Here is a 21,649-nt window from a genome sequence, read left to right on the forward strand (position 1 = left end):
AATGTCCTAACCGGAAAGGCCCGCTGATGGGGTGCTGCCAGTTGGAAGAACTGGACTTTATCTCGGGCAGCAAAGTGTCGCAGAGCTACCAGAAAGGGCAGCGCATCTTTCAGGAGGGCAGCCCATCGCTGGGCCTGCACTGCGTGAACCAGGGCAAAATCAAAGTGACCAAAACGAGCGGCGACGGCAAGGAGCAAATTGTGCGCCTCTCCAAGGGCGGCGACGTAATGGGCTTCCAGTCGGTACTCACCGAAACCACCTATTCCACCTCGGCGGTGGCGCTCGAAGACTGCGTGGTGTGCTTTATTCCGCGCGCCGATTTTTTCCGGGTGTGGCAGTCCAACGTGCAGTTTTCCACTTCGCTCATGCAGATGATGGCCAAAGCCCTGGGCGCCGCCGAGGTCCAGATGCTACACTTGGCCTACAAGCCCGTGCGCGAGCGCCTAGCCGAGGCCCTGCTGCTGCTTTACCACACCTTCCGGGAAGAAGACCAGGCTCTGCCGTTTACCATAGCAATTTCGCGCGAGGACTTGGCCTCGATGGTGGGCACCGCCAAAGAAACCGCCACCCGCCTGCTATCTGATTTCAAAGAAGAAGGCATCATTGCCACGCGGGGCAGCCAGGTAACCATTCTGCTGCCGAATGGCCTCAGCCGGATTGCCTCCCTCTACGATTAGATGGTGCCGGGGCCAGCAGCCCGGCCGACACTATTTCTTTCCCAATCAGGCAATTGTCCACCCCCGGGCAAGGGAGGGCTCCTCGTGCTATTTCAATTTCTAATTGAAATAGATGGATATTAAATAAATTATAAAAATTTGTTATCGATGGAATACGTTGGATGTCACTCGTTGGATTGCTTTTTGACTTAAATCATCGCAGAAAATGACATAGGTCATTTTTATTAGGTTGCTGTCCGGCGGAGATTTGTAATAGAAAATAGGCTTTGTAAATGGCTGTTATTTGCTGAAAAATGTGGATAATTGCTTGTTTTATTCTTGAGCTTATTTCAGCCAATATCTTCAGTTAATACCATCGCGCTAATCCAGTAATGCGGCGGCAGTACCCCGGCGGGGTAGTCATCACATGAGGTGTTTGAGGCGAGATTCGATATTTGAAAAGCACAAAAAAATATTTTGCCTTAAATAAGCAAGCCGTTCGTCTTACCGTCCTGGGTTTGATGAAACCGGCTACCCGCAACTGCCTGGCGTACCTCACATTCCTGCGGGCCGCGGCGCCACAACGCGACTCAAGCTGTGCGCTAACCATAACAGGTAGGCATTGACTGGGCTGTCCGCAGCAAGAATACTTACTACATCCTCACTTCGCTAAGAAAACGGCTGCATCTGATTCGGTTGGCCAGACACGAGCAGTGCGTTGCACGCCTTACGGTGCAGGTACTGGGCTGGCATTGGCTGCCGAAGTGTTGGAATAAATAACTCCTTAATAACTAACCATAACCCTTCATTTTTACCCATCCTCTTCAATGGCTTACTCGACAAATTCCCCCGCTGGCAAAGTAGTACAAGACGTGTTGAACGATTTGCCGGGCCTGGTGGCCGTGGCGGTGGTCGACATCACCTCGGGCATGGCCCTGGCCTCGCACTCGAACTCGCCGGCCCTGAACCCCGAAACCGCCGCCGCCTACAACACGGAAGTGGTGAAGCAGAAGCAAAAAGCCATGTCGGCCCTGAAGCTGAGCGGCGAGAACATCGAGGACATCCTCATCACCCTCACCAATCAGTTTCACCTCATCAAGCTGGCCGGCAATAAGTTCATTTACCTGGTGGTGAACTCGCGCGAAACCAACCTCGCCATTGCCCGCGAAGTGCTGCGCTCGACGGCCGACAACCTGAACTAATACTGCCTGCTCCAACGGCGCGGCCGTTGGACTACCACCCCCGGCCGGGCGCGCCTGCTACCCCACGGCGCGCCCGGCCACCAGCCGGGACCACCCACCCCGTGCCTCATGAAAATTCCTTTTCTCAAGCAACTGCAGCGGCTCACGGGGCCCGTGGCCCACGAGGTGATGCTGGCCGTGCCGGGGCCGGAGGGCGCCCGCATCGAAAGCGCCATTAGGCACCTGCTGGGCGAACTGCCCGACCTGCTGATGGCGGCCGTGGTGGATGTGGCCACCGGCAAGGCCCTGGCCACCTACACCTCCGACCGTGACCTGCGGCCGGGCGCCTTGTCGGGTTTCAACGCCGAGGCGGTGCGACAGGTGCAGGCCGCGCTGCGCACCCAGGGCCTGGCGCTGGAAAAGGTGGAAGAAATGCTGTTCACGCTGCGCTCGCAGCTGCATTTGCTGCGGCTGGTGCCTTCGGAGAAGCAGTTTGTGTACCTGGCCGTGGACTCGCGCGACACCAACTTGGCCATTGCCCGCGAAGTGGTGCGCGGCGGCATTGCCCTGCTGGAGCCGTAGGGCACGTTTTTGCTGAAGGTTGAAACAAGTAGCGCCGACCGAGAACACACCGGCCTTTCCAGCCGCTTCCGGCACCGGGTGCACGGCCCGTTCTTCATTGCTGCTGCCTGCTGGATAAGGCCCGTGGCTGGCCGGTAAAGCCACAAAACCCATTTTTCACCCTTTTTTTCTGTCCCCAAATGAAGCTTACCGCTACCCCATTTGACCCGCAGACCGGCGCGCTGCTGCCGGTGTACCGCGACGCCTACCTGCGCGGCGACCTGGCGCGCTCTTCGGCCCGCGCCGTGGAGGAATACCTCCGCAACGACGCCACACAGGCCCACACCACCGTCACGCGCTGGCACGAAATGTCGACCCAGGAGGCCGAAGCCGCCGCGCCCACCACGTGGGTGCAGAAGCAACTGCTCTTCATTCGGGAGCAGCCGCAGCGCTTCCGCCGCCGGGCGTTCTCGATGGTGGGCGCGGCCGCGCTGGTGGCTGGTGTGTCGATGGCCGGCACCCGCCTGCCGTCGCACAACGCCCCGGCCGTGCCGGTGTCGCTGCCCGAAATGACGTCGCTGGCCGCCGCGAGCACCGCCGCGGCCGAGGCGGCGGCCGAAGCCAGCGCCACCCGCCTCGTGACCGTGAGCGGCCGCATACTGAACGAAGCCGGCCAGCCGCTGGTGGGCGCCACCGTGCTGCGCAAAGGCACCAGCGTGGGCGCCAGCACCGACGCCAATGGCCGCTACACCCTGCGCCTGCCCGCTGCGGTGGCCGCCACCGCCACGCTGCAATACGGCTACGCCGGCTACCACGACCAGGAGCTGAAAGCCGCCGACGCCTCGGCCCAGGGCGTGACCCTGCAGCCCCGCGCCAAGCGCAAGCACTGGCTGTTTTTCTAATTCCAGGCCCCGGTTGCCTGCCCGAGTTATTCTATCTCAGTGAAAGCAAGGACCTACCGTAAGCACGTTGCGAATAAGCTCAAAGAATCTTCTCATACCCAATCCCCCTCCTCAATAGCCGATATGGCCTACTCTACCAACAGTCCTGCCGGGAAGGCAGTCGATGGAATCATCACCGATTTGCCGAGCCTGGTGGCCGTGGCGGTGGTCGACATCACCTCGGGCATGGCCCTGGCCTCGCACTCGAACTCGCCGGCCCTGAACCCCGAAACCGCCGCCGCCTACAACACGGAAGTGGTGAAGCAGAAGCAAAAAGCCATGTCGGCCCTGAAGCTGGCGGGCGAGAAAATTGAAGACATTCTGATTACGTTGACCAATCAGTTTCACTTGATTAAGCTGAATTCGGCCGGCAATAAGTTCATTTACCTGGTGGTGAACTCGCGCGAAACCAACCTCGCCATTGCCCGCGAGGTACTGCGCTCGCACGCCGACGATATCAACTGATTGCGGTAGTTTTTTTGCCTGGAAAAGCCCGTTCGCCGTTGTGAACGGGCTTTTTACATGAAAGGCCAAGTGGAGCCCGGGCGAGTAGCAGCGTGGTGGGCTTAGCCGGCACCCGGAAAATTTCGTTAAGCGAAGCTCAACTATCCTCGCCATGCAGAAGACTTTGAAACGCTATTCCGCCACGCCTGTTCGTCGCGCCGCTACCTTTTGGCCCACCGTCGGCTTTGCCACCCTGGCCGGCATGCGCAGCATGAGCGCCCCGGCCTTTCTGAGCCATTACCTGTCGCGCCAGCCCCACGCAGGGCTGGCGGGCTCGCGGCTGCACTTTCTGCAAAAGCCCGTCACGGCCGGGGTGCTCAAGGTGATGGCGGCCGGCGAAATGGTGGCCGATAAGCTGCCCAACACGCCCAACCGCATTGCGCCCGAGGTGCTGGCCGGCCGGCTGCTGTCGGGGGCGCTGGTGGGGGCGGCCTGGCACCGGTCGCGCCACGGCAGCGCGTTGGGCGGCGGGCTGCTGGGGGCCGCGGTGGCGTTTGCGTCCACCATCGTAAGCTACGCGCTGCGCACGGGCATCAGCGAAAAATCGGGGGTGCCGGTGGCGCTGGTGGGCGTGGGCGAAGATGCCCTGGTGCTGGCCGGCGGCGCGGCCTTGATTGGCTCGCGGCGTCCGGCTGCCAGCGAGTGGCGCCCGCTGTAAGGCGCGGTCAGGCCTTTTGCCGGCCGCCCAGCACCACCAGCACCACGGCCACCACGATGAGCGCGGCGCCGCCCAGCATTTGGGGGTTCAGCACCTCGCCGGCGAAGGCCCAGCCCAGCAGCACGGCCACCACGGGGTTGACGAAGGCGTAGGTGCCGGCCAGGGCCGGCTCTACCACGCGCAGCAGCCAGATGTAGGCCGTGAAGGCTACAATGGACCCGAACGTGACCAGGTACGCAAACGCCACCCACGACTTGGCCGTGACCTGCGCCAGCTCGAAACCAGCCGCCTCGCCCTTCAGCAGGCCCACCACCAGCATGGCCAGGCCGCCGCACAGCATCTGCATGCCGCCCGAGATGAAGGGCGACGCCGCGGGGCGGTGGTTTTTGGCGTAGAGCGAGCCGATGGACCACACCAGCGAGGCCAGCAGCACCGCAAACACGCCCAGCCCGGTGTGGCCGGGCTGCTTCACGGCCGCGGCGTGGGTGTGGGCCACCAGCAGGTACATGCCCGCCATGCCGGCGGCCAGCCCCAGCGTCACCCACTTGGTGGGACGGGGCGAAAGGCCGCTGGCCCAGCCCAGCACGGCCAGAAACATGGGCACCGTGGCCACCAGCAGCGCCGTGATGCTGCTGGGCAAATACACCACGCCCAGCGTGGTGCCGCCGTTGCCGAACCCCAGCAGGCACACCCCAATCACGGCCGCAAAGCCCCAGCCCTGCCAGGTAGGGGCCGGCTCGCCACGCCAGCGCATGAACAAGTAGAGCAGCCCGCCCGCCAGCGCGTAGCGCGTGCCGGCCATGAGCAGCGGCGGCATGCTGGCCACGGCAAACTTCATAACCAGATAGGTGGAGCCCCAGATGAGATAAACCAGCAGGAAAGCGGAAATCAGCGCGGCCCGCGAAGGCGCGGCCGGAGTAGTATCGGACATGAATAGGTTGGAAGGAAATGGGAGCAAAAGTACGGCCTGCCCTTCCTGTCATCCTGAGCGTCGCGAAGGACCTTCTCACATCAGAACGACTGCTGCCTAAGCGTGAGGAGGTCCTTTGCGGCGCTCAGGATGACAGAAAAGATGAACGGATACCTTGTCGGGCGCTTATTCCTGCCGCTCGTTGTTGCTTTGTGTAATGAAGAACAACCTCCTGCTGGCGCTGCTGCTACTGACCGGTGCGGCGCGCCCCGCCGCCGCCCAGCTGCTCCAACCCAAGCCCGCCTTCACCCGCGCCGACTCGCTCCGCGGCAGCCTGACCACGCCGCTGCGCACTTGCTACGACCTCAACTACTACCACCTCGACGTGAAGCTGGACCCGGCCAAGCGGTTCATCAGCGGCTCTAATCTGTTTCGCTTCACTGCCACGCAGGATTTCACGCGGCTGCAGTTCGACCTGTTTGCCAACCTGCAGGTGGAGAAGGTGCTGTACCACGGCAAAGAAGTGCCCTTCACCCGCGAGGCGAATGCGGTGTTTGTGACGTTCCCGAAATCCATTGCCAAGGGCAGCCGCGACGAGTTCACGGTCCAGTATTCAGGCAATCCCACGGTGGCCAAAAAAGCGCCCTGGGACGGCGGCATGGTGTTCACGCAGGATGCCGCCGGCAAGCCCTGGGTGGCCACCGCCTGCCAGGGCACTGGCGCCAGCATCTGGTGGCCCACCAAAGACCAGCAAGCCGACGAAGTAGACTCCATGCTCATCAGCATCAGCGTGCCCACCGGCCTGAAGGACGTATCGAACGGCCGCCTGCGCAAAACCACCAAGCTCAAGGACGGCTACACGCGCTTCGACTGGGCCGTGCGCAACCCCATCAACAACTACGATGTGGCCCTGAACGTGGGCGACTACCAGCACTTCTCTGACTCATACCAGGGCGAGAAGGGACTGCTCACGCTCGATTATTGGGTGCTGCCTGAGAACGTGGCCAAGGCGAAAACTCAGTTTGCGGCCAATGTGAAGCCCATGCTGAAATCGATGGAGCACTGGTTCGGGCCCTACCCGTGGTACCAGGACGGCTACAAGCTGGTGGACGCCCCGCACTTAGGCATGGAGCACCAGAGCGCCGTGGCTTACGGCAACAAGTACCAGAACGGCTACCTCGGCCGCGACCGCAGCAACACCGGCTGGGGCGCGAAGTGGGACTTCATCATCATCCACGAGAGCGGGCACGAGTGGTTCGGCAACAACATCACCACCAAGGACATTGCCGACATGTGGGTGCACGAGGGCTTCACCTGCTATTCCGAAGGGCTGTTTGTGGAAAGCCAGTTTGGCAAGCAGGCGGGGCAGGAGTACATCCACGGCCAGCGCCGCAACATCCAGAACGATGGCCCCATTATCGGGCCCTACGGCGTGAACCAGGAAGGCTCGGGCGACATGTACGACAAGGGCAGCGCCATGCTCAACACCATTCGCACCCTCCTGAACAACGACGAAAAGTGGCGCCAAACCCTGCGCGGCCTTTCCCGCACCTTCTACCACCAGACCGTGACCGGCCAGCAGGTGATGGACTACCTCAACCGCGAAACCGGTCAGGATTTCACCAAAGTATTCGACCAGTACCTGCGCCACGCCAGCATTCCGACGCTGGAAATCCGCCTCGAAGACGGCAAAACGCTGGCCCGTTGGGTGAGCGAGGTCGAAAAGTTCGACATGCCCGTGCGTGTGCGGCTGAAAGGCGGCGAGTACCAGTTCATCAAGCCCACCGCCCGCTTTGCGGAGATGAAGGAGCTGGCCGGCGCCACCCGCGAGACGCTGGAAGTCGACATGTTCAACTTCTACATCGGGGTGTTGGTGGATTAAGTCGACCCGACAAACAGAACGTCATGCTGAGCGCAGCCGAAGCATCTCGCGTGAGTAATCAATACCGATTGCAACGAAGCGAGCGAGATGCTTCGGCTGCGCTCAGCATGACGTTCTTTTATTAAGCACACTTCTCAAACTTACTTCCCCCGCCGCCGCTGTGCCGTACCTTCGCCCGAGCGTACAATCATAGAATATCCCCTCATGAATCAATACGACGTCACCGTCATCGGCTCCGGCCCGGGCGGCTATGTAGCGGCCATCCGTTGCGCCCAGCTCGGCCTCAAAACGGCCCTCATCGAGAAATACCCCACCCTAGGCGGCACCTGCCTCAACGTGGGCTGCATCCCCAGCAAGGCCCTGCTCGATTCCTCCGAGCACTACCATAACGCCCACTCGGCCTTCGCCGACCACGGCATCGGCCTCGACAACCTGCGCGTCGACATGAACCGCATGATTGACCGCAAGGCTGGCGTGGTGAAGGCCAACGTCGACGGCATCGCCTACCTGATGAAGAAAAACAAAATCGACGTCCTCACCGGCGTCGGCTCGTTTGTCGACGCAACCCACATCAGCATCGCGCCCCGCGAGGGCGGCGAGGCCCAGCAGATTGAAACCAAAAACGTCATCATCGCCACCGGCTCCAAGCCCACGGTGCTGCCGTTCATTGCCCAGGACAAGGAGCGCATCATCACCAGCACCGAGGCCCTGAACATCCGCGAAGTGCCCAAGCACATGATTGTGATTGGCGGCGGCGTCATCGGCCTCGAAATGGCGTCGGTGTACGCCCGCCTCGGCGCCAAAGTGTCGGTGGTGGAGTTCATGGACAGCATCATCCCGACCATGGACCGCGGCCTGGGCAAGGAGCTGAAGCGCGTGCTGGGCAAAATCGGCATCGAATTCTTCTTCTCGCACAAGGTGACCGGCGCCACCCGCGACGGCGACAACGTGACCGTGACGGCCACCAACGCCAAGGGCGAGGAAGTGAAATTCGAAGGCGACTACTGCCTGGTGGCCGTGGGCCGCGTGCCCTACACCGCCGGCCTCAACCTGGAGGCTGCCGGCGTGCAGATGGAAGAGCGCGGCCGCATCAAGGTCGACGAGCACCTGCAAACCAACGTGCCCGGCATCTACGCCATCGGCGACGTCATTCGGGGCGCCATGCTGGCCCACAAGGCCGAGGAAGAAGGCGTGTTCGTGGCCGAAACCATCGTGGGCCAGAAGCCGCACATCAACTACCTGCTCATCCCCGGCGTGGTGTACACCTGGCCCGAAGTCGCCGGCGTGGGCTACACCGAGGAGCAGCTCAAGGAGCAAGGCAAGGCCTACAAAGTGGGCTCCTTCCCCTTCAAAGCCAGCGGCCGCGCCCGCGCCAGCGGCGACACCGACGGCTTCGTGAAGGTGCTGGCCGACAAAACCACCGACGAAATCCTGGGCGTGCACATGATTGGCCCGCGCATCGCCGACCTCATCGCCGAAGCCGTAACCGCCATGGAGTTCCGCGCCTCCGCCGAGGACGTGGCCCGAATGAGCCACTCGCACCCCACCTACGCCGAGGCCATGAAAGAAGCCTGCCTGGCGGCTACGGAGAACCGGGCCATTCATATGTAATTGTTGACGCCCTGCGGCAGAAACGGCAAGAGGCTGAAGCTACGGGAGCTTCAGCCTCTTGCTGTTTCTAGCAAAGTAGATTGCTATGCCAAAAGCCAGAATCGCCAGTTTTCCCAATACCGGTTGTAATGTTTAGTAAAAGATTCGAATTGGGTTTCTACTGGTAAACCTAGCTTTTGGGCAGTTGAATTATAAGCGGTGCTGTCGGCAAAGGGTTGGTAGTGTCTTGCCGCTAAGTCATAGGTGAAGTATCGACCGTCATTCATTTTTGCACAGAGTATATCGTTGGAAACCTGGTAGGAAACAACCTCAGTAATTACATCCGATTGTTTAGTCATTGAAACAGGTTCAAAATAGGCCGTTCTACCATTCAACTCCTCCATTGCCAGGCCATGCCCTAAGGGAATCCGAGCGTAATCGCCCAAGCCGTGATTACCCCAAGGAGTGTTTGCAATTAAGCAGAGGGCCAGAGAAGCCGCTAATCCGGTTTGCCACCAAACCCGCTTGCCATTAGAAGTGAATTTTGCCAGCCCTGAATCTGGCGAGAACCTAGCCCACACGCTGATTAGAACGAGGAATAACGTGGCGTAAACCGACGCCTGTACCGCAACCTTAAACAGCGTAAAAATCAGCCCAAATACGTATTCCATTAGGCAACTGTAGTGAAGGGCTTAGAAAGCAATGCCACAGACGCAAATGTAGAGTCAGGCTAACCGCATCCGAACCACCAGCGGCTTCCGGATGCCCGCCAACCGGTTCCGGACTACAAACCTTTGCTTCCGGACGCTCGCCAATCGTTTCCGGACGCCTGCCAACCGCTTCCGGACCGCAAACCTTAGCATCCGGAGCCTCGCCAAACGCTTCCGGATGCCCGCCAACCGTTTCCGGACACTTGCCAGTCGTTTCGGGACCACAAACCTTCGTTCAGGACGACAAACCTTTCATCAGGACGATAAACCTTCGGCCCGGACCACAAACCTTCGGCCAGGACCACAAACCTCCGCACGATTTGATATGCTTACTTTTGAAGCATGTCGCCCCAGTCCCTCACGCCCGCTAACGCCCCCGTCGCCATGGGCAGCTTCAACGTGTACGCCCGCGAGCAATTCATCAGCGACAAGGTGGCGTTTGGGCGGCGCGACTACTACAAGATTTCGCTGCTCACCGGCAGCAGCCGCTACAACTACGCCACCCGCGGCGTGCTGATTGACCGGCCCGCGCTGGTGTTTTCCAACCCGCTAATTCCTTATTCCTGGGAGCCCGTTTCGGAAGAGCAGGGCGGCTATCTGTGCATGTTCACCGAGGAGTTTCTCATCGTGAACGACCGGGCGGCCAGCCTGCAGGAGTCGCCGCTGTTCCGGCTGGGCTCCGACCCGGTGTACCTGGTAGACGAGACGCAATACGCCGACCTGAGCTACTTCTTCCGCAAGATGCTGCAGGAGATGAATTCGGGCTACGTGTACCAGCAGGAAGTCATCCGCAACTACCTCAACCTGCTCATCCACGAGGCGCTGAAGCTGCAGCCGCAGGCTAGCTACTACCAGCACCCCAACGCCGCCACGCGCATCGCGGCCCTGTTTCAGGGGCTGCTGGAGCGGCAGTTTCCCATCGACTCGCCCGCCCACGGCCTGAAGCTGCGCACGCCTGGCGACTTTGCCCGCCAGCTCTCGGTGCACGTCAACCACCTCAACCGGGCCGTGCGCGACCTCACCGGCAAAACCACCTCCGTGCACATCGCCGAGCGCGTCGTGCGGGAGGCCCGCGCCCTGTTGCAGCACACCGACTGGAGCACCGCCGAAATCGCCTACAGCCTGGGTTTCGAGTATCCGACCTATTTCAACAACTTCTTCAAGAAGCAAACCGGCACCACGCCCTCGGCCCACCGGGCACTGGTGGGCCAGCGGCCGGTAGTTTGAATTTCTTACTCTTTCGTTTGAATCCCGTTAGGGCGCCGCGGCGGGGGAGGGGATTTTTGTGCTGTTCTACTAACCCAGTCAAAACCCTCTCATGAAATACGCCCTCATCACCGGCGCTAATAAAAGCATCGGCTTCGAAACCGCCCGCCAGCTGCTCCAACACGGTTTTTACGTGTACCTGGGCAGCCGCAATCTCGAAAACGGCCAGCAGGCCGTGGCCCGGCTGCACGCCGAAGGCCTCAGCCAGGTCGAGCCCGTGCAAATTGACGTCACCGACGCCGCCTCGGTAGCCGCTGCCCGGCAGTCCATCGGCCAGAAGACTTCCGGCCTCGACGTACTCATCAACAACGCCGGCATCAGCGGCGGCGGGGTGCCCCAAACCGCCATCGATACCAGCGTGGCCACGTTCAAGGAAGTGTACGACACCAACGTATTCGGCGTGGTGCAAACCACGCAGGCCTTCCTCGACCTGCTGCGCGCCGCGCCGGAGCCCCGCATTGTGAACGTGACTTCGGGCCTGGGCTCGGTGAGCCTGAACGCCGACCCCACCTGGAAATACTACGCCGTGAAGACGGCCGCCTACGGTTCCTCGAAGGCCGCGCTCAACATGTACACCATCGTGCTGGCTTACGAATTGCGCGATACCCCGTTCAAAGTAAACGCCGTAGACCCCGGCTACACCGCCACCGATTTCAACCACCACAGCGGCCCCGGCACCGTGCCCGATGCGGCTGCCCGCGTGGTGAAAGCCGCCCTGTTGGCTTCGGACGGGCCCACCGGCCAGTTTTTCAGCGACGACAACGCGCCCGAAACGGGCATAAGCCCCTGGTAATTCTAGCTCAGAGCGCAACGAAAAGCGGCCGAAGCTTCTGTAGTTTCGGCCGCTTTTCGTTTTAGAAAAGGCAGTGCTTAGAACGCTAGGACGCGGCCTTTGGGGTCTTCGCCGTATTGGTTTGGGCCGGGCGTACCTTCGGTGCAGGCCAGCACCAGCAGCCAGATAGCGCCCACCAGCGGCACGAAAACAATGAGTGTGAACCAGCCGCTCTTGCCCACGTCGTGCAGCCGCCTAACGCCCACGGCCAGGCCCGGGATGAACAAGGCCACGGCCAGTAGTCCGGAGATGGCGCCGCCGTTTGCGCCCGTGAGTGCGTAGTCGGCCACGGCGGCCACAATCGAGAAAAGGAAGTTGAACTAGACGAACATCCAGTATTCTTTGCGGCGGGAGCGGCCGGTGAACACGGCGTATTTTTTTAAAGCGAGTAAGAAGTAGTCCATTGGCAATCTGGGGTAGCAAATCCTACTCGTAAGGCTTTTCGGTAACGCCCCGTTTTTTTGCGTGGGTTCTGGGCTCCACTGCCTCAACCGGCCGAGGCGCCGGTTGAATGCCGGAGAAAAGTACGCAACCGAATTCAGTTCGCAATATTGTGTCCCGTCGTTATCACGATTTGTTAACCAGCCCGGCCCCATGTCCCGCACCGATGCCTTCGCCCAAACCCAGCCCGCTAGCCGCGCCGCGTGGCGGCAGTGGCTGGCCGATAACCACGCCAGCGCCCCCGGCGTGTGGCTGGTGTACTGCAAAAAAGCCAGTGGCCTGCCCAGCCTGAGCTACGCCGAAGCCGTGGAGGAAGCCCTGTGCTTCGGCTGGATAGACTCGCACCCGCGCAAGCTCGACGCCGACCGCACGCAGCTGCTCTTCACCCCGCGCAAGCCCCGCAGTGGCTGGAGCAAGGTAAACAAAGAGCGGCTGCAGCGGCTCGAAGCTGCCGGCCAGCTCATGCCCGCCGGCCTCGCCGCCATTGCCCGTGCCCGACAGAACGGCGCCTGGGAAAGCCTCGATGCTGCCGAAGCCGGCGATGTGCCGGAGGACCTGGCCGCCGCCCTGGCCTCTGATGCGGCCGCGGCCCGGCATTTCGCCGGCTTCGCGCCCTCGGCCCGCAAAGCCATTCTCACCTGGGTGCTGAGCGCCAAGCAGCCCGAAACGCGCGCCCGCCGCGTGGCCGAAACCGTGCGGCTGGCCGCCTTGGGCAAGCGGGCGAATATGGACCGGGAGTAGGGCAGAAGATTGAGGCAGAACGTCCTGCCGAGCGCCGCCGAGGCATCTCGCGTGGGATGGTAATCAAAAACGTCAGACGATTGGTTTACTGCTGCACGCGAGATGCCTCGGCGGCGCTCGGCAGGACGACTTTTAGCTTCCCGGCGTTCCTTTGGCTTCCTTTTCCCCCGCCGCACCCGCTTCCCTTGCCGCTCCCGTCCCTCATGCTTTCCGAACCCACCTACCTCACGGCGCGCATGGCCGCGCCCATGATTGAAGCCCACTTTGCCCGGCACCACGCCGCCAGTCTGGAAGATGCCGACCGGCTGGCCGCGCCGCCCGAGGCGCAATGGGTAGAGGCCGTGATTGACGTGGCTTTTTGGGCCAGCCTGCGCCGCGAGGAAGGCCACCCGCCCCGCATTTCGCTGGCTTTGCTGCCGCCCGAGCAAATTCGGCGGCCGCTGCTGTTTGGCCACAAGCGCCGCCTCACGCCCTACAACCTGCTCAAGCTGGCCCCGGCCGTGGAGCAGCCCGGCATTCACCTCGGGGTGTGGCATGATGCCGATGGCCTCTACATCTGGGGCACGGCCAACACCATTCCGTCGCTCTGCTTCGTGCTCGAAGTAGTGGAGCCGGGCCTGCTGGTGGTGAAGCACCGCCGCCTGGGCGGCTTCGGCAAGTACGTGAACGTGGCCGTGCTGCGCGGCGACCACCTGCAGCTGGTGGATGAAGAGCACGGCGGCCTGGCCGATTGCCCCGCCCTGCGCGCCTTTCTGCCCGGCCGCAGCCTGCCCTCAGCCGGTTCCGGCGAGGTCGACAACGTGCTGCTGGAGCTGGCTGCTACCATGCGCGCCCACGGCCGCGGCGGCCTGGTGCTGGTGGTGCCCCCCGGCTCCGACAAGTGGCAGGAATCGGTGGTGCACCCGCTTTCGTACCCGGTGGCGCCGGCCTACAAGGGCATCACGCTGCGGCGCCGGCCGGGGCAGTCGCGCCGCCGCCGGCAAGACCAGCTGCACCGTAGCATCGGCGTGGTGGGCGGCTTCACGGCCGTGGACGGGGCCACCGTCATCACCCAAGACTACCACCTGCTGGCCTTCGGGCCAAGGTGACGCGCGCCGCCAGCAGCACGCCCGTGGAGATGATGACCCTCACCGAGCCCGTGGTGGGCAGCGAGCCCCGGCAGTTGCACCCGGCCCAGAACGGCGGCACCCGCCACCTGGCCGCGGCCCAGTTTGTGCACGACCAGCACGACGCCATTGCGCTGGTGGCTTCCATGGACGGCTTTTTTACGGTCTTCGCCTGGTCGGAAGATTTGCAGCAGGTGCACGCTCACCGCATCGATGTGCTGCTGCTTTGAGGCAGCACAGGCGAGCTGCATCCGGCGCTTTTGTGGTTAGCTTCGCTGCCTGATTTCACGCCCGAGCTCTACTGTCCGATGCCTTTTTCTACACGCCGCTACGCTCTTTCTGTATTGATGCTGTTGGCTGCGCGCCAGGGATTTAGCCAGGCCGCCGCTCCGGCCGCGCTGGCGCAGGCTGCTAAGCTGGAAGCCGAAAAGAAATACGAATCGGCCTACCAGGTGCTCGACAAAGCGGACCCCAAAAACCAGCAGCCCGCCGTGGTGCTGCAAAAGGAAAAGCTCCTGCTCAGCTATTACCTCATTGCCCTCAACTTTCAGGGCTTCGGGCTGAAGGACCTGGCCGCCGGCGAAACCGTGGAGCGCCTGCGCGGCAAGGAGGGCAACTACAGCATGCACCTGCTCGACATTCCGCAGACGCTGACGCGGCTGCAGAAACAGTTTCCGCAGGATTACCGCCTCAGCCAGGGCCTGGGCGACTATTATTACCGCGCCACGCTCTGCCACTGCGGCGAGCAGGACAAGACCGAAGCGCAGCTGCTGGATTTGGTGATTGAGCACTACGGCCGGGCCCATGCGCACCAGCTGGGCGATTTCATGACGTATTATGCCGTGGGCTACGGCCACCTCGCGCAGGGCCGGGCCCAGCCCAGCGTGGCCCCGTTTGAAAAGTCCATTGCCCTCAATCCGCAATACCCCGACGCGCCCTATAACCTGGCGTATGCCCTGCTGCAGCTGAAAAAGCCGGCCGAAGCCATTCCCTACGCCCAAACCTCGCTCCGGCTCTACACCGACCCCGCCCTGAAGGCCGACGCCGCCCGCATGCTCGGCGAACTCTACCAGCAGCAACAGCAGCCCGCCGAGGCCAAAAAGGCGCTGCTGCAAAGCCTGGACCTGCAACCCCAGCACTACGCCACGGTGCGCAGCCTGCTGGAGCTCGCCGTGACCACGCACGCGGCCGACGCCACCGCCTGGGCCACCCGCCTCTACCGCCTCAATCCGGCCGACGACCAGATGTTTTCCGACATCATGGACATCTACCAGGCCCAAAACCAGTGGGCCGAAGCGGAAGCGTTTTTCAGCAGCCAGCTGCCCGCAGCGCCGAAAACGCCCGCGGCGCAGGGCCTGCTGCACATGTACCTGGCCATCCTCAACATGCAGCTCAAGCGCCCGCAGGTGGCCCGCCCGCATTTTCTGGCTGCCCAAACCCAGCTGAAAAAAGTGGCCAAGCCCGACAACCCGCTGTTTCAGATGATTGAAAAAGGGCTGGCCGAGAGCAAGCCCTAGCCGCAGCTTTGCCTCAAGCCAGCAGCCAAAAGCGCCAGCCGCCCCAGTACTGCGCGTAGTGCGCAGAAAACGGCCGTAACTGGCGGCTGAGCGGCAGCTGATGCCCCGCGGCGTAGGCATTGTAAACCGTGCTGTCGGGAAAGGTTTGGCGAAGGTTCGAGCCGAGGTCGTAGGTATAGAACAGGTTGTCGTCGGCTTGGGCGCAGAGCACGTCGTCGGCCAGTTGATAGGCCACAACTTCGGATTGGTCGATGGCGCGGACAGGCTCGAAGTAGGCCATGGTGCCGTTGATTTCTTCCATGGCCTCGCCGTGGCCCAGTGGGATGCGGGCGTAGTCGCCCAGGCCGTGGTTGCCCCAATACGTGAGCGAATACAGGAACAAGCCCACCGAAATCAGAAACCCGTAGCGCCACCAAAACCGCTTGGGCCGAGTGCTGGCCCGGGCAAACGGGCTGGCAGGGTCCACCGTGCGCACAAACCTGGCCACTTGCAGCAGCAAGGCGGCGTAGACCGAGGCCAGCACCGAAATTTTAACTACCGTGAAAACGAGGTGAACGAGAACTTCCACGCGAAGGCAATGAATTATGGAGCAGCAACGGCACTCGCCAGACCAGATAAGCCAACTGCCAACTGCCGGCGGCGCAAATAAATCGGAAACATTACGGGCCCTGCTTGCGAATACACTAATTCGCCGGCCGCGTCCCAGCCCCCGGTGTTGCGTTTACTACGCCATGGCTTTCCCACTGCAGTTTTTTCTGGAAACCGTTGTTTTACCGAACCTTCTCATGGCCAAGAACAAAAAGAAAAAGCACAAAAAAGACGACGCGTCAGAAGATATTCTGGACGTCGCGGCCTTGTCCATCAGGAAGTTTCGCAAGGTGACCAAGGAAATTGGCAGGCTCAGCACCGGCCAGAAGCTGGTGGGGGGCATTGCGCTGGTGGCCGCTGGGCTGGCCTACCTGGCCTCACAGGAGGAAGAAGGCGCCAGCCCCGAGCAGGCCGATGAGGCGGCGGCGCCGAAGCTGCACGCCCACCGGCCCGAAGCCGACGATGATACCGACGACTACGAAACCGAAGGCCCCCGAGGCACCACAAACCCCGCAAAATCACCAAAGTCCGCCCCAAGCCCGGCCCGGAAGTCTAGCCCCGCCGGTCCTCACGCGTAAGTCATTCGTTCTAACCCAACCCCGTCATGAAAAAGACCAAGAAAAACAAAGCCGCCAAGAAAGCCACCCTGCTGGGCGGCGCCTCCAAGTCGCTCAAGAAGCTGGGCAAAGGCAAAGGCCTCGGCAAGCTCAGCACCACCCAGAAAGTGGTGGGCGGCGCCGCCCTCGTGGCCCTGGGCCTGAGCTACCTCTCGAAGCGCCGCGCCGGCAAAGCCGCCGAAGCCACTGCGCCCACCAGCAGCACCAGCGCCACCTCCGACGCCCTGGCCGCCGAAGAAAGCCTGGCCGCCATGGACGGCAACGCCTAAAGCGGTGCAAAGACGCACTATTTTGCGTCTTACCGGCCCAAACGCAAAAAGGCTGACGCTCCGCGAGCGTCAGCCTTTTTCTATTCATCGAAGTACGGCGCTATTCGGCGGCCGGTGCGGCAGGGGGCGGCGTGGCGCCGCCGAGGCGCACGCGCACGGCGTTGGGGCCTTTAGGGCCCATTTCCACCTCAAACGTCACTTTGTCGTTTTCGCCGATGGTGATGCCGCCCAGGCCGTTGGCGTGCACAAAAATGCTTTCCTGCGTTTGCGAGTCGCGAATGAAGCCGTAGCCTTTCGAGGTATTAAAGAACGTTACCGTGCCAGTGCGCAGGGTGTCCTCGGGCTCGCGGTCTTCCTGCTTGCGCACGCTGATTTGAATCTCCTCGTCCTTGATGACGCGCTTCTTGGTGGGGTCGGGCGGGGTGGAGGTGATGTTGCCGTTTTCGTCAACGTACGCAAACATCTCTTCCAGGGCCGCGCCGGATTTGGCGTTGGCCTGGCGCTCGGCTTTGCGCTCCTCCTTCTCGGTTTTTTTCTTGGCGCGCTTCTTCTCGTTGTCTTTCTTACCAAATGTCTCTTGAGACCTACCCATAGTGTTGTGCTGCTAAATCATTGTGACTGTTTCCCGCCTCGGCACGAAGCGAGGAACAGCGGAGTGGATTGCGACGAAGATACGCAATAATTGAGGCGCATCCGCGGCCCCGCTTACCGGGGCGAATGCCACCGTGCCTTTCGCCAGGCTTCCTGCTGCGGGGGCTTGAGGAACGTCCAGGCCACGAGGCGGCTTTTTTTCTGGCCCTGGGCCATGTCGATGGTCCGCACGTCGGTGGCGCCGGCCGTTTTCAGGGCGCGGTACACACCGGGCAGGGTATCTTTTTTCGAGACTAGCGTGGTGTACCAGTAGGCGGAAGTGGGCCGCCGGGCGCTCTCCTGCACCATGCGGCGAATGAAGCCCGCTTCGCCGCCCTCGCACCACAGCTCGTTGTTCTGGCCGCCAAAGTTCAGGGCCGGGCGGGGGCCGCGGCCGGTGCCCAGGCCCGTGGCTTTGCGCTGGCTGCCGGCCGCGGCCTCGGCCGCCGAGGCGTGAAACGGCGGGTTGCACATCGTGAGGTCGAACACCTCGCCGGCCTGGATGAGGCCGTCGAAAATGCGGGTGCGGGCGGGCTGCAGGCGGGCCTCGATGGCGCCGGCCAGGCTGGGGTTGGCGGCTTCAATCTGCTGGGCGGCCCGCACAGCCACACCGTCCACGTCGGAGCCCACGAAGTGCCAGCCGTACTCGCGCCGGCCAATGATGGGGTAAATGCAGTTGGCGCCCACGCCCACGTCGAGCACCGTGATGTCCTGGCCGGGCGGCATCACGCCGCCGTTGCTGTCGGCCAGCAGGTCGGCCAGGTAATGCACGTAATCGGCCCGGCCGGGAATGGGCGGGCACAGGTAGCCTTTGGGAATATCCCAGAATTCGATGCCGTAGAACTGGCGCAGCAGGGCCTTGTTCAGGGCCTTCACCGCCGCCGGGTTGGCAAAGTCGATGGAGAGGTTGCCAAACTTGTTGGGCTGCACAAACGCAGCCAACTCGGGCGAGGCCGTGCGCAGCGCCGGGAAGTCGTAGGGCGCGCGGTGGGGGTTGCGCGGGTGCAGTTGGTCTTTTTCGGTGGGCGCCGCGGGGGCGGCAGGAGTGGGAGCAGGTTTTCTCATGTCAGGGCGTGCCAGCGGCAAGCGTTACGTTAGGTCGTTTTGTATAAATACCAGCCCTCGCCCAAGGGCCGCAGCATGATGAGGCGCTCGGGCGTCATGGCCGGCAGCTGGGCCGGCTGGGGCTGGTAGAGCAAGCCTACCGTGCTGTTCACCTTGCCGCCGATGACAAACTCCAGACAGCTGGCGCAGCCGGTTTCGCGGCGGGTCACGCGGCTCAGGTACAGCTTGCGCAGCAGGGCGTGCACGGCGGGGGCGGCGTTGGCGGCTTTCTCGCCGGCGGCAAGGCTGTCAGCAACAAAGTAGTTGCCGGCCTGCACCAGGCGCAGCAGCTTGCGAAAATCGGCCTTGTTTTTCCGAAAGTGGGCGGCGATGTCAGCATCGGCGGCCGTCCACAGGCGCAGGTTGCCCACCGTGAAGGCGTGGCTGGCGTCGGGGTGCTTGCGGTCGTACTCGGCCACTTCGGCGGGGGGTAGGGCCGAGAGCAGTTCCACCATGGGCGGCCCCAGGTGCGTCATGGCCAGGTTGCGAATGGCTTGCAGCTTCCAGGTAGTGCCTTCTTTGGCAAAGTGCAGATAGAAGTCGCGGTGTTCGGCGGAGTCGCGCAACTCCACGGCCACCACGGCGGTGCTGTCGGTCTGGTTCAGCAGCTCGCAGCTGCGCTGCAGCCGGGCCGGAATCTGCTGGCCCAGGGTTTCCTGTTTGGCCTGGCCGGCGGCCTCACAGCAGAGGTAGTCCTTCATGTCGGCCCAGCCGGCGGGGGCCACAAACCGCTCGGCAATTTGCAGCGGTTGGAGGGGCGCCGGTGGGGCCGTCGGGCCAGGAAACCACAGCCACAGCAGCAGGAATACGTGTTTCATTGGAAAGCCTAACCCCAAAGTAGAACGGGAAAATTCCGCCGGGCCCGGCGGGCACCACGCTAGCGCCGGCCGGCCGGGCCCGTGCCGCGTCCACCGGTCTTGCCGGTCCGGGGCGGTCGGCTGCCCCCCGCCGACGGCCCCGGGCGGCCGCTCGCGGGCCGCGCCGGGCCGGCTTTGGCCGGGCGCTTGCCGGCTGCCCCGGGCCGGGCGCCCGCGGCGGCGGGCTTGTCGGGGCGGGGGCCCCACCAGCCGGTGCCGGAGGGGTTTTGGGGCGAAGGCGGCGGTTTTTTGTAGGGGCGCCGGGGCGCGGCTTCGCCGGTGGGGGAGGGCGCGGCGGCGTTGGCTTTGGTGGCCGGACGGGGGGCGGCCGGGCGCGGCGCGGCGGGCCGGCTGCGGCGGCCGCCGGATGCTTCTTCGGTGCCGCTCGACTTCTCCACCATTTTCATGATGCCGGCCAGCTCCTGCGGGGTCAGCTCGCGCCAGTCGCCCACGGGCAGGCCTTTCACCGTTACGTTCATGATGCGCACGCGTTCGAGCTTGGTCACTTCGTAGCCAAAATGCTCCACCATGCGGCGGATTTGGCGGTTCAGCCCTTGCACCAGCGTGATGCGGAAAATGTAGGGCGTTTCCTTCTGAACGACGCAGGGCTTGGTGACGGTGCCCAGCATGGGGATGCCGCGGCTCATTTCGTCCAGCATCTGGTCGGTGAGAGTGCGGTTTACCGTTACCACGTATTCCTTTTCGTGCTGGTTGCCGGCCCGCAGAATCTTGTTCACGATGTCGCCGTCGCTGGTCAGGAATATCAGGCCCGACGAGTCCTTGTCGAGCCGGCCGACGGGGAAAATGCGCGCCGCGTGGTTCACGTAGTCCACGATGTTGCCGCGCACGCCGGGCTCGGTGGTGCTCGTGATGCCCACCGGCTTGTTGAAGGCCAGGTACACGGCGTCTTCGGCCTGCCGGGGCTCCAGCTTGTGGCCGTTCACGCTCACGCGGTCGCGCGGGCGCACCTGGTCTCCTACTTTGGCGGGCTTGCCGTTGAGCAGCACCAAGCCCTGCTCGATGTAGCGGTCGGCCTCGCGGCGCGAGCACAGGCCGCTTTCGCTGATGAACTTGTTGAGGCGGATGGCGGAGGCGGCGGGCATGCTACTGAAGGGGTTCGTGGGCTGGCAAAGGTACGGCCACGCTACCCGGCAACCCGGCCGGGGCCGGGACGTTAGGAAAAGCTCATCCTTTCCCCAGTCACCTTATCACATGTCTGATAAACCCACCATTTTCCCGCCCCAAAGCCAGGACGCGGGCGCCGGCAAGCCCGGCCTCGAATACAAGATGACCCCCGAGCCCGAGTTCATCCGCGACGGCTATAAAGGCGCCGACAAACTCAAGGGCAAAGTAGCACTCATCACGGGCGGCGACTCCGGCATTGGCCGGGCCGTGGCCGTGCATTTCGCCGTCGAAGGCGCCGACGTGGCCATCAGCTATTTCCCCACCGAGCAGCAGGACGCCGAGAAGGTGCAGGAACTGGTGCAGGCCCACGGCCGCCGCTGCTTCCTGCTGCCCGGCGACCTCAAAAGCCCGGCCTTCTGCCAGGAAATCGTGGACCGCACCGTGGCCGAGCTCGGCGGGCTCAACGTGCTGGTGAACAACGCCGCCGAGCAAAACTGGCACGATACGCTCGAAGACATCAAGGACGAGGAACTCGACAGCATCTTCAACCTCAACATCATTGCCATGTTCCGCATCTCGCGGGCGGCGCTCAAGCACCTCAAGGAAGGCGACGCCATCATCAACACGGCTTCGGTGAATGGCTTCAAGGGCAACGAGATGCTATTGGACTACACCTCCACCAAAGGCGCCATCACGGCCTTCACGCGGGCATTGTCGCTGCAGCTTGTGAAGAAGGGCATCCGGGTGAACTCGGTGGCGCCGGGCCCCATCTGGACGCCTTTCATCACCGGCGTGGGCCTGCTGAAGCTGCCGCTGTTTGGCCACGACGTGCCGATGGGCCGCGCCGGCCAGCCGTCGGAAGTGGCGCCGGCCTACGTGTTTCTGGCGTCGGAAGACGCCTCGTACTTTTCCGGCCAAACGCTGCACCCCAACGGCGGGTCGGTGGTGAACGCCTAACCGGCA

General features: G+C 62.8%; 24 protein-coding genes and 1 pseudogene. 17 read left to right on the forward strand and 8 right to left on the reverse strand.

All coding sequences use genetic code 11. The features are described from left to right. Positions 1-41 precede the first annotated feature (41 nt). The 6 genes from MUN81_RS05355 to MUN81_RS05380 all read left to right on the forward strand — a co-directional run bounded on the left by MUN81_RS05355 (position 42) and on the right by MUN81_RS05380 (position 4,501). On the forward strand, positions 42-677 hold the full coding sequence (locus MUN81_RS05355) for a Crp/Fnr family transcriptional regulator (protein ID WP_245115672.1): 636 nt from the start codon (positions 42-44) through the stop codon (positions 675-677). A gap of 806 nt (positions 678-1,483) precedes the next feature. Beyond that, the gene (locus MUN81_RS05360; protein ID WP_198976280.1) at positions 1,484-1,858 is read left to right on the forward strand and encodes a hypothetical protein; all 375 of its coding nucleotides are present in this window, start codon (positions 1,484-1,486) and stop codon (positions 1,856-1,858) included. A 108-nt stretch (positions 1,859-1,966) separates the two neighbouring features. Next, complete coding sequence (locus tag MUN81_RS05365; protein ID WP_245115674.1) at positions 1,967-2,419, forward strand: hypothetical protein; 453 nt, start codon at positions 1,967-1,969, stop codon at positions 2,417-2,419. A gap of 179 nt (positions 2,420-2,598) precedes the next feature. Continuing rightward, entirely contained in the window at positions 2,599-3,300 is a 702-nt protein-coding gene (locus MUN81_RS05370) for a carboxypeptidase-like regulatory domain-containing protein (RefSeq protein WP_245115676.1), read from the forward strand. Positions 3,301-3,423: 123 nt separating this feature from the next. After that, positions 3,424-3,804 (forward strand): hypothetical protein, encoded by a 381-nt coding sequence (locus MUN81_RS05375; RefSeq protein ID WP_245115682.1) that lies wholly within the window; start codon positions 3,424-3,426, stop codon positions 3,802-3,804. Between the two features lie 151 nt (positions 3,805-3,955). Next, the gene (locus tag MUN81_RS05380) at positions 3,956-4,501 is read left to right on the forward strand and encodes a DUF4126 family protein (RefSeq protein ID WP_245115684.1); all 546 of its coding nucleotides are present in this window, start codon (positions 3,956-3,958) and stop codon (positions 4,499-4,501) included. 7 nt (positions 4,502-4,508) lie between these two features. On the opposite strand, the gene MUN81_RS05385 is transcribed toward MUN81_RS05380, so the two are convergent. Next, entirely contained in the window at positions 4,509-5,432 is a 924-nt protein-coding gene (locus tag MUN81_RS05385) for an EamA family transporter (protein WP_245115686.1), read from the reverse strand. Between the two features lie 196 nt (positions 5,433-5,628). Here MUN81_RS05385 and MUN81_RS05390 point away from each other — a divergent pair, with 196 nt between their 5' ends. Both MUN81_RS05390 and lpdA read left to right on the forward strand, forming a co-directional pair. Then, positions 5,629-7,293 (forward strand): M1 family metallopeptidase, encoded by a 1,665-nt coding sequence (locus MUN81_RS05390; protein WP_245115688.1) that lies wholly within the window; start codon positions 5,629-5,631, stop codon positions 7,291-7,293. A 204-nt stretch (positions 7,294-7,497) separates the two neighbouring features. After that, positions 7,498-8,904 carry a dihydrolipoyl dehydrogenase gene (lpdA, locus tag MUN81_RS05395; protein ID WP_245115690.1) on the forward strand — a complete coding sequence of 469 codons (1,407 nt, stop codon included), beginning with the start codon at positions 7,498-7,500 and terminating at the stop codon, positions 8,902-8,904. 83 nt (positions 8,905-8,987) lie between these two features. On the opposite strand, the gene MUN81_RS05400 is transcribed toward lpdA, so the two are convergent. Further along, positions 8,988-9,554, reverse strand: a complete 567-nt coding sequence (locus tag MUN81_RS05400; RefSeq protein WP_245115692.1) for a hypothetical protein — start codon at positions 9,552-9,554, stop codon at positions 8,988-8,990. A gap of 381 nt (positions 9,555-9,935) precedes the next feature. Here MUN81_RS05400 and MUN81_RS05405 point away from each other — a divergent pair, with 381 nt between their 5' ends. Beyond that, positions 9,936-10,820 (forward strand): helix-turn-helix domain-containing protein, encoded by an 885-nt coding sequence (locus tag MUN81_RS05405; protein WP_245115694.1) that lies wholly within the window; start codon positions 9,936-9,938, stop codon positions 10,818-10,820. A gap of 91 nt (positions 10,821-10,911) precedes the next feature. Continuing rightward, positions 10,912-11,652 (forward strand): SDR family oxidoreductase, encoded by a 741-nt coding sequence (locus tag MUN81_RS05410; protein WP_245115696.1) that lies wholly within the window; start codon positions 10,912-10,914, stop codon positions 11,650-11,652. A gap of 77 nt (positions 11,653-11,729) precedes the next feature. On the opposite strand, the pseudogene MUN81_RS05415 reads toward MUN81_RS05410, so the two are convergent. After that, positions 11,730-11,999 (reverse strand): annotated as a pseudogene (locus MUN81_RS05415) (DUF805 domain-containing protein); the annotation flags it as partial. Positions 12,000-12,285: 286 nt separating this feature from the next. On the opposite strand from MUN81_RS05415, the gene MUN81_RS05420 reads away from it, so the two are divergent. The 4 genes from MUN81_RS05420 to MUN81_RS05435 all read left to right on the forward strand — a co-directional run bounded on the left by MUN81_RS05420 (position 12,286) and on the right by MUN81_RS05435 (position 15,496). Next, complete coding sequence (locus MUN81_RS05420; RefSeq protein ID WP_245115700.1) at positions 12,286-12,873, forward strand: YdeI/OmpD-associated family protein; 588 nt, start codon at positions 12,286-12,288, stop codon at positions 12,871-12,873. Between the two features lie 203 nt (positions 12,874-13,076). Further along, on the forward strand, positions 13,077-13,961 hold the full coding sequence (locus MUN81_RS05425; protein WP_245115701.1) for a putative sensor domain DACNV-containing protein: 885 nt from the start codon (positions 13,077-13,079) through the stop codon (positions 13,959-13,961). After that, positions 13,958-14,209 carry a hypothetical protein gene (locus tag MUN81_RS05430; protein WP_245115703.1) on the forward strand — a complete coding sequence of 84 codons (252 nt, stop codon included), beginning with the start codon at positions 13,958-13,960 and terminating at the stop codon, positions 14,207-14,209. Before MUN81_RS05425 ends, MUN81_RS05430 begins: the two co-directional genes overlap by 4 nt. Positions 14,210-14,326: 117 nt before the next feature. Next, positions 14,327-15,496 (forward strand): tetratricopeptide repeat protein, encoded by a 1,170-nt coding sequence (locus tag MUN81_RS05435; RefSeq protein ID WP_245115705.1) that lies wholly within the window; start codon positions 14,327-14,329, stop codon positions 15,494-15,496. 13 nt (positions 15,497-15,509) lie between these two features. On the opposite strand, the gene MUN81_RS05440 is transcribed toward MUN81_RS05435, so the two are convergent. Then, the gene (locus MUN81_RS05440) at positions 15,510-16,064 is read right to left on the reverse strand and encodes a hypothetical protein (protein WP_245115707.1); all 555 of its coding nucleotides are present in this window, start codon (positions 16,062-16,064) and stop codon (positions 15,510-15,512) included. 217 nt (positions 16,065-16,281) lie between these two features. Between MUN81_RS05440 and MUN81_RS05445 the strand changes: the two genes are divergently transcribed. Together MUN81_RS05445 and MUN81_RS05450 are read left to right on the forward strand one after the other, a co-directional pair. Further along, complete coding sequence (locus MUN81_RS05445) at positions 16,282-16,662, forward strand: hypothetical protein (RefSeq protein WP_245115708.1); 381 nt, start codon at positions 16,282-16,284, stop codon at positions 16,660-16,662. A gap of 26 nt (positions 16,663-16,688) precedes the next feature. Further along, positions 16,689-16,970, forward strand: a complete 282-nt coding sequence (locus MUN81_RS05450) for a hypothetical protein (protein ID WP_245115710.1) — start codon at positions 16,689-16,691, stop codon at positions 16,968-16,970. A 100-nt stretch (positions 16,971-17,070) separates the two neighbouring features. Here the strand turns inward: MUN81_RS05450 and MUN81_RS05455 are convergent, their stop codons facing one another. The 4 genes from MUN81_RS05455 to rluF form a co-directional block, all read right to left on the reverse strand. After that, positions 17,071-17,562: a cold shock domain-containing protein gene (locus MUN81_RS05455; protein ID WP_198976308.1), complete on the reverse strand. Its 492-nt coding sequence runs from the start codon at positions 17,560-17,562 to the stop codon at positions 17,071-17,073. Positions 17,563-17,675: 113 nt separating this feature from the next. Next, positions 17,676-18,665, reverse strand: a complete 990-nt coding sequence (rlmF, locus tag MUN81_RS05460; protein WP_245115712.1) for a 23S rRNA (adenine(1618)-N(6))-methyltransferase RlmF — start codon at positions 18,663-18,665, stop codon at positions 17,676-17,678. 29 nt (positions 18,666-18,694) lie between these two features. Further along, entirely contained in the window at positions 18,695-19,522 is an 828-nt protein-coding gene (locus MUN81_RS05465; RefSeq protein WP_245115714.1) for a hypothetical protein, read from the reverse strand. Between the two features lie 59 nt (positions 19,523-19,581). Next, a complete protein-coding gene (gene rluF, locus MUN81_RS05470; RefSeq protein ID WP_245115716.1) occupies positions 19,582-20,664 on the reverse strand; it encodes a 23S rRNA pseudouridine(2604) synthase RluF in 1,083 nt (360 codons plus the stop codon). A gap of 109 nt (positions 20,665-20,773) precedes the next feature. On the opposite strand from rluF, the gene MUN81_RS05475 reads away from it, so the two are divergent. Further along, positions 20,774-21,643 carry an SDR family oxidoreductase gene (locus tag MUN81_RS05475; RefSeq protein ID WP_245115718.1) on the forward strand — a complete coding sequence of 290 codons (870 nt, stop codon included), beginning with the start codon at positions 20,774-20,776 and terminating at the stop codon, positions 21,641-21,643. The last annotated feature ends 6 nt before the right edge of the window (positions 21,644-21,649 follow it).

Origin of the sequence: Hymenobacter sp. 5317J-9 (assembly GCF_022921075.1) — a bacterium.
Lineage (GTDB): Bacteria > Bacteroidota > Bacteroidia > Cytophagales > Hymenobacteraceae > Hymenobacter.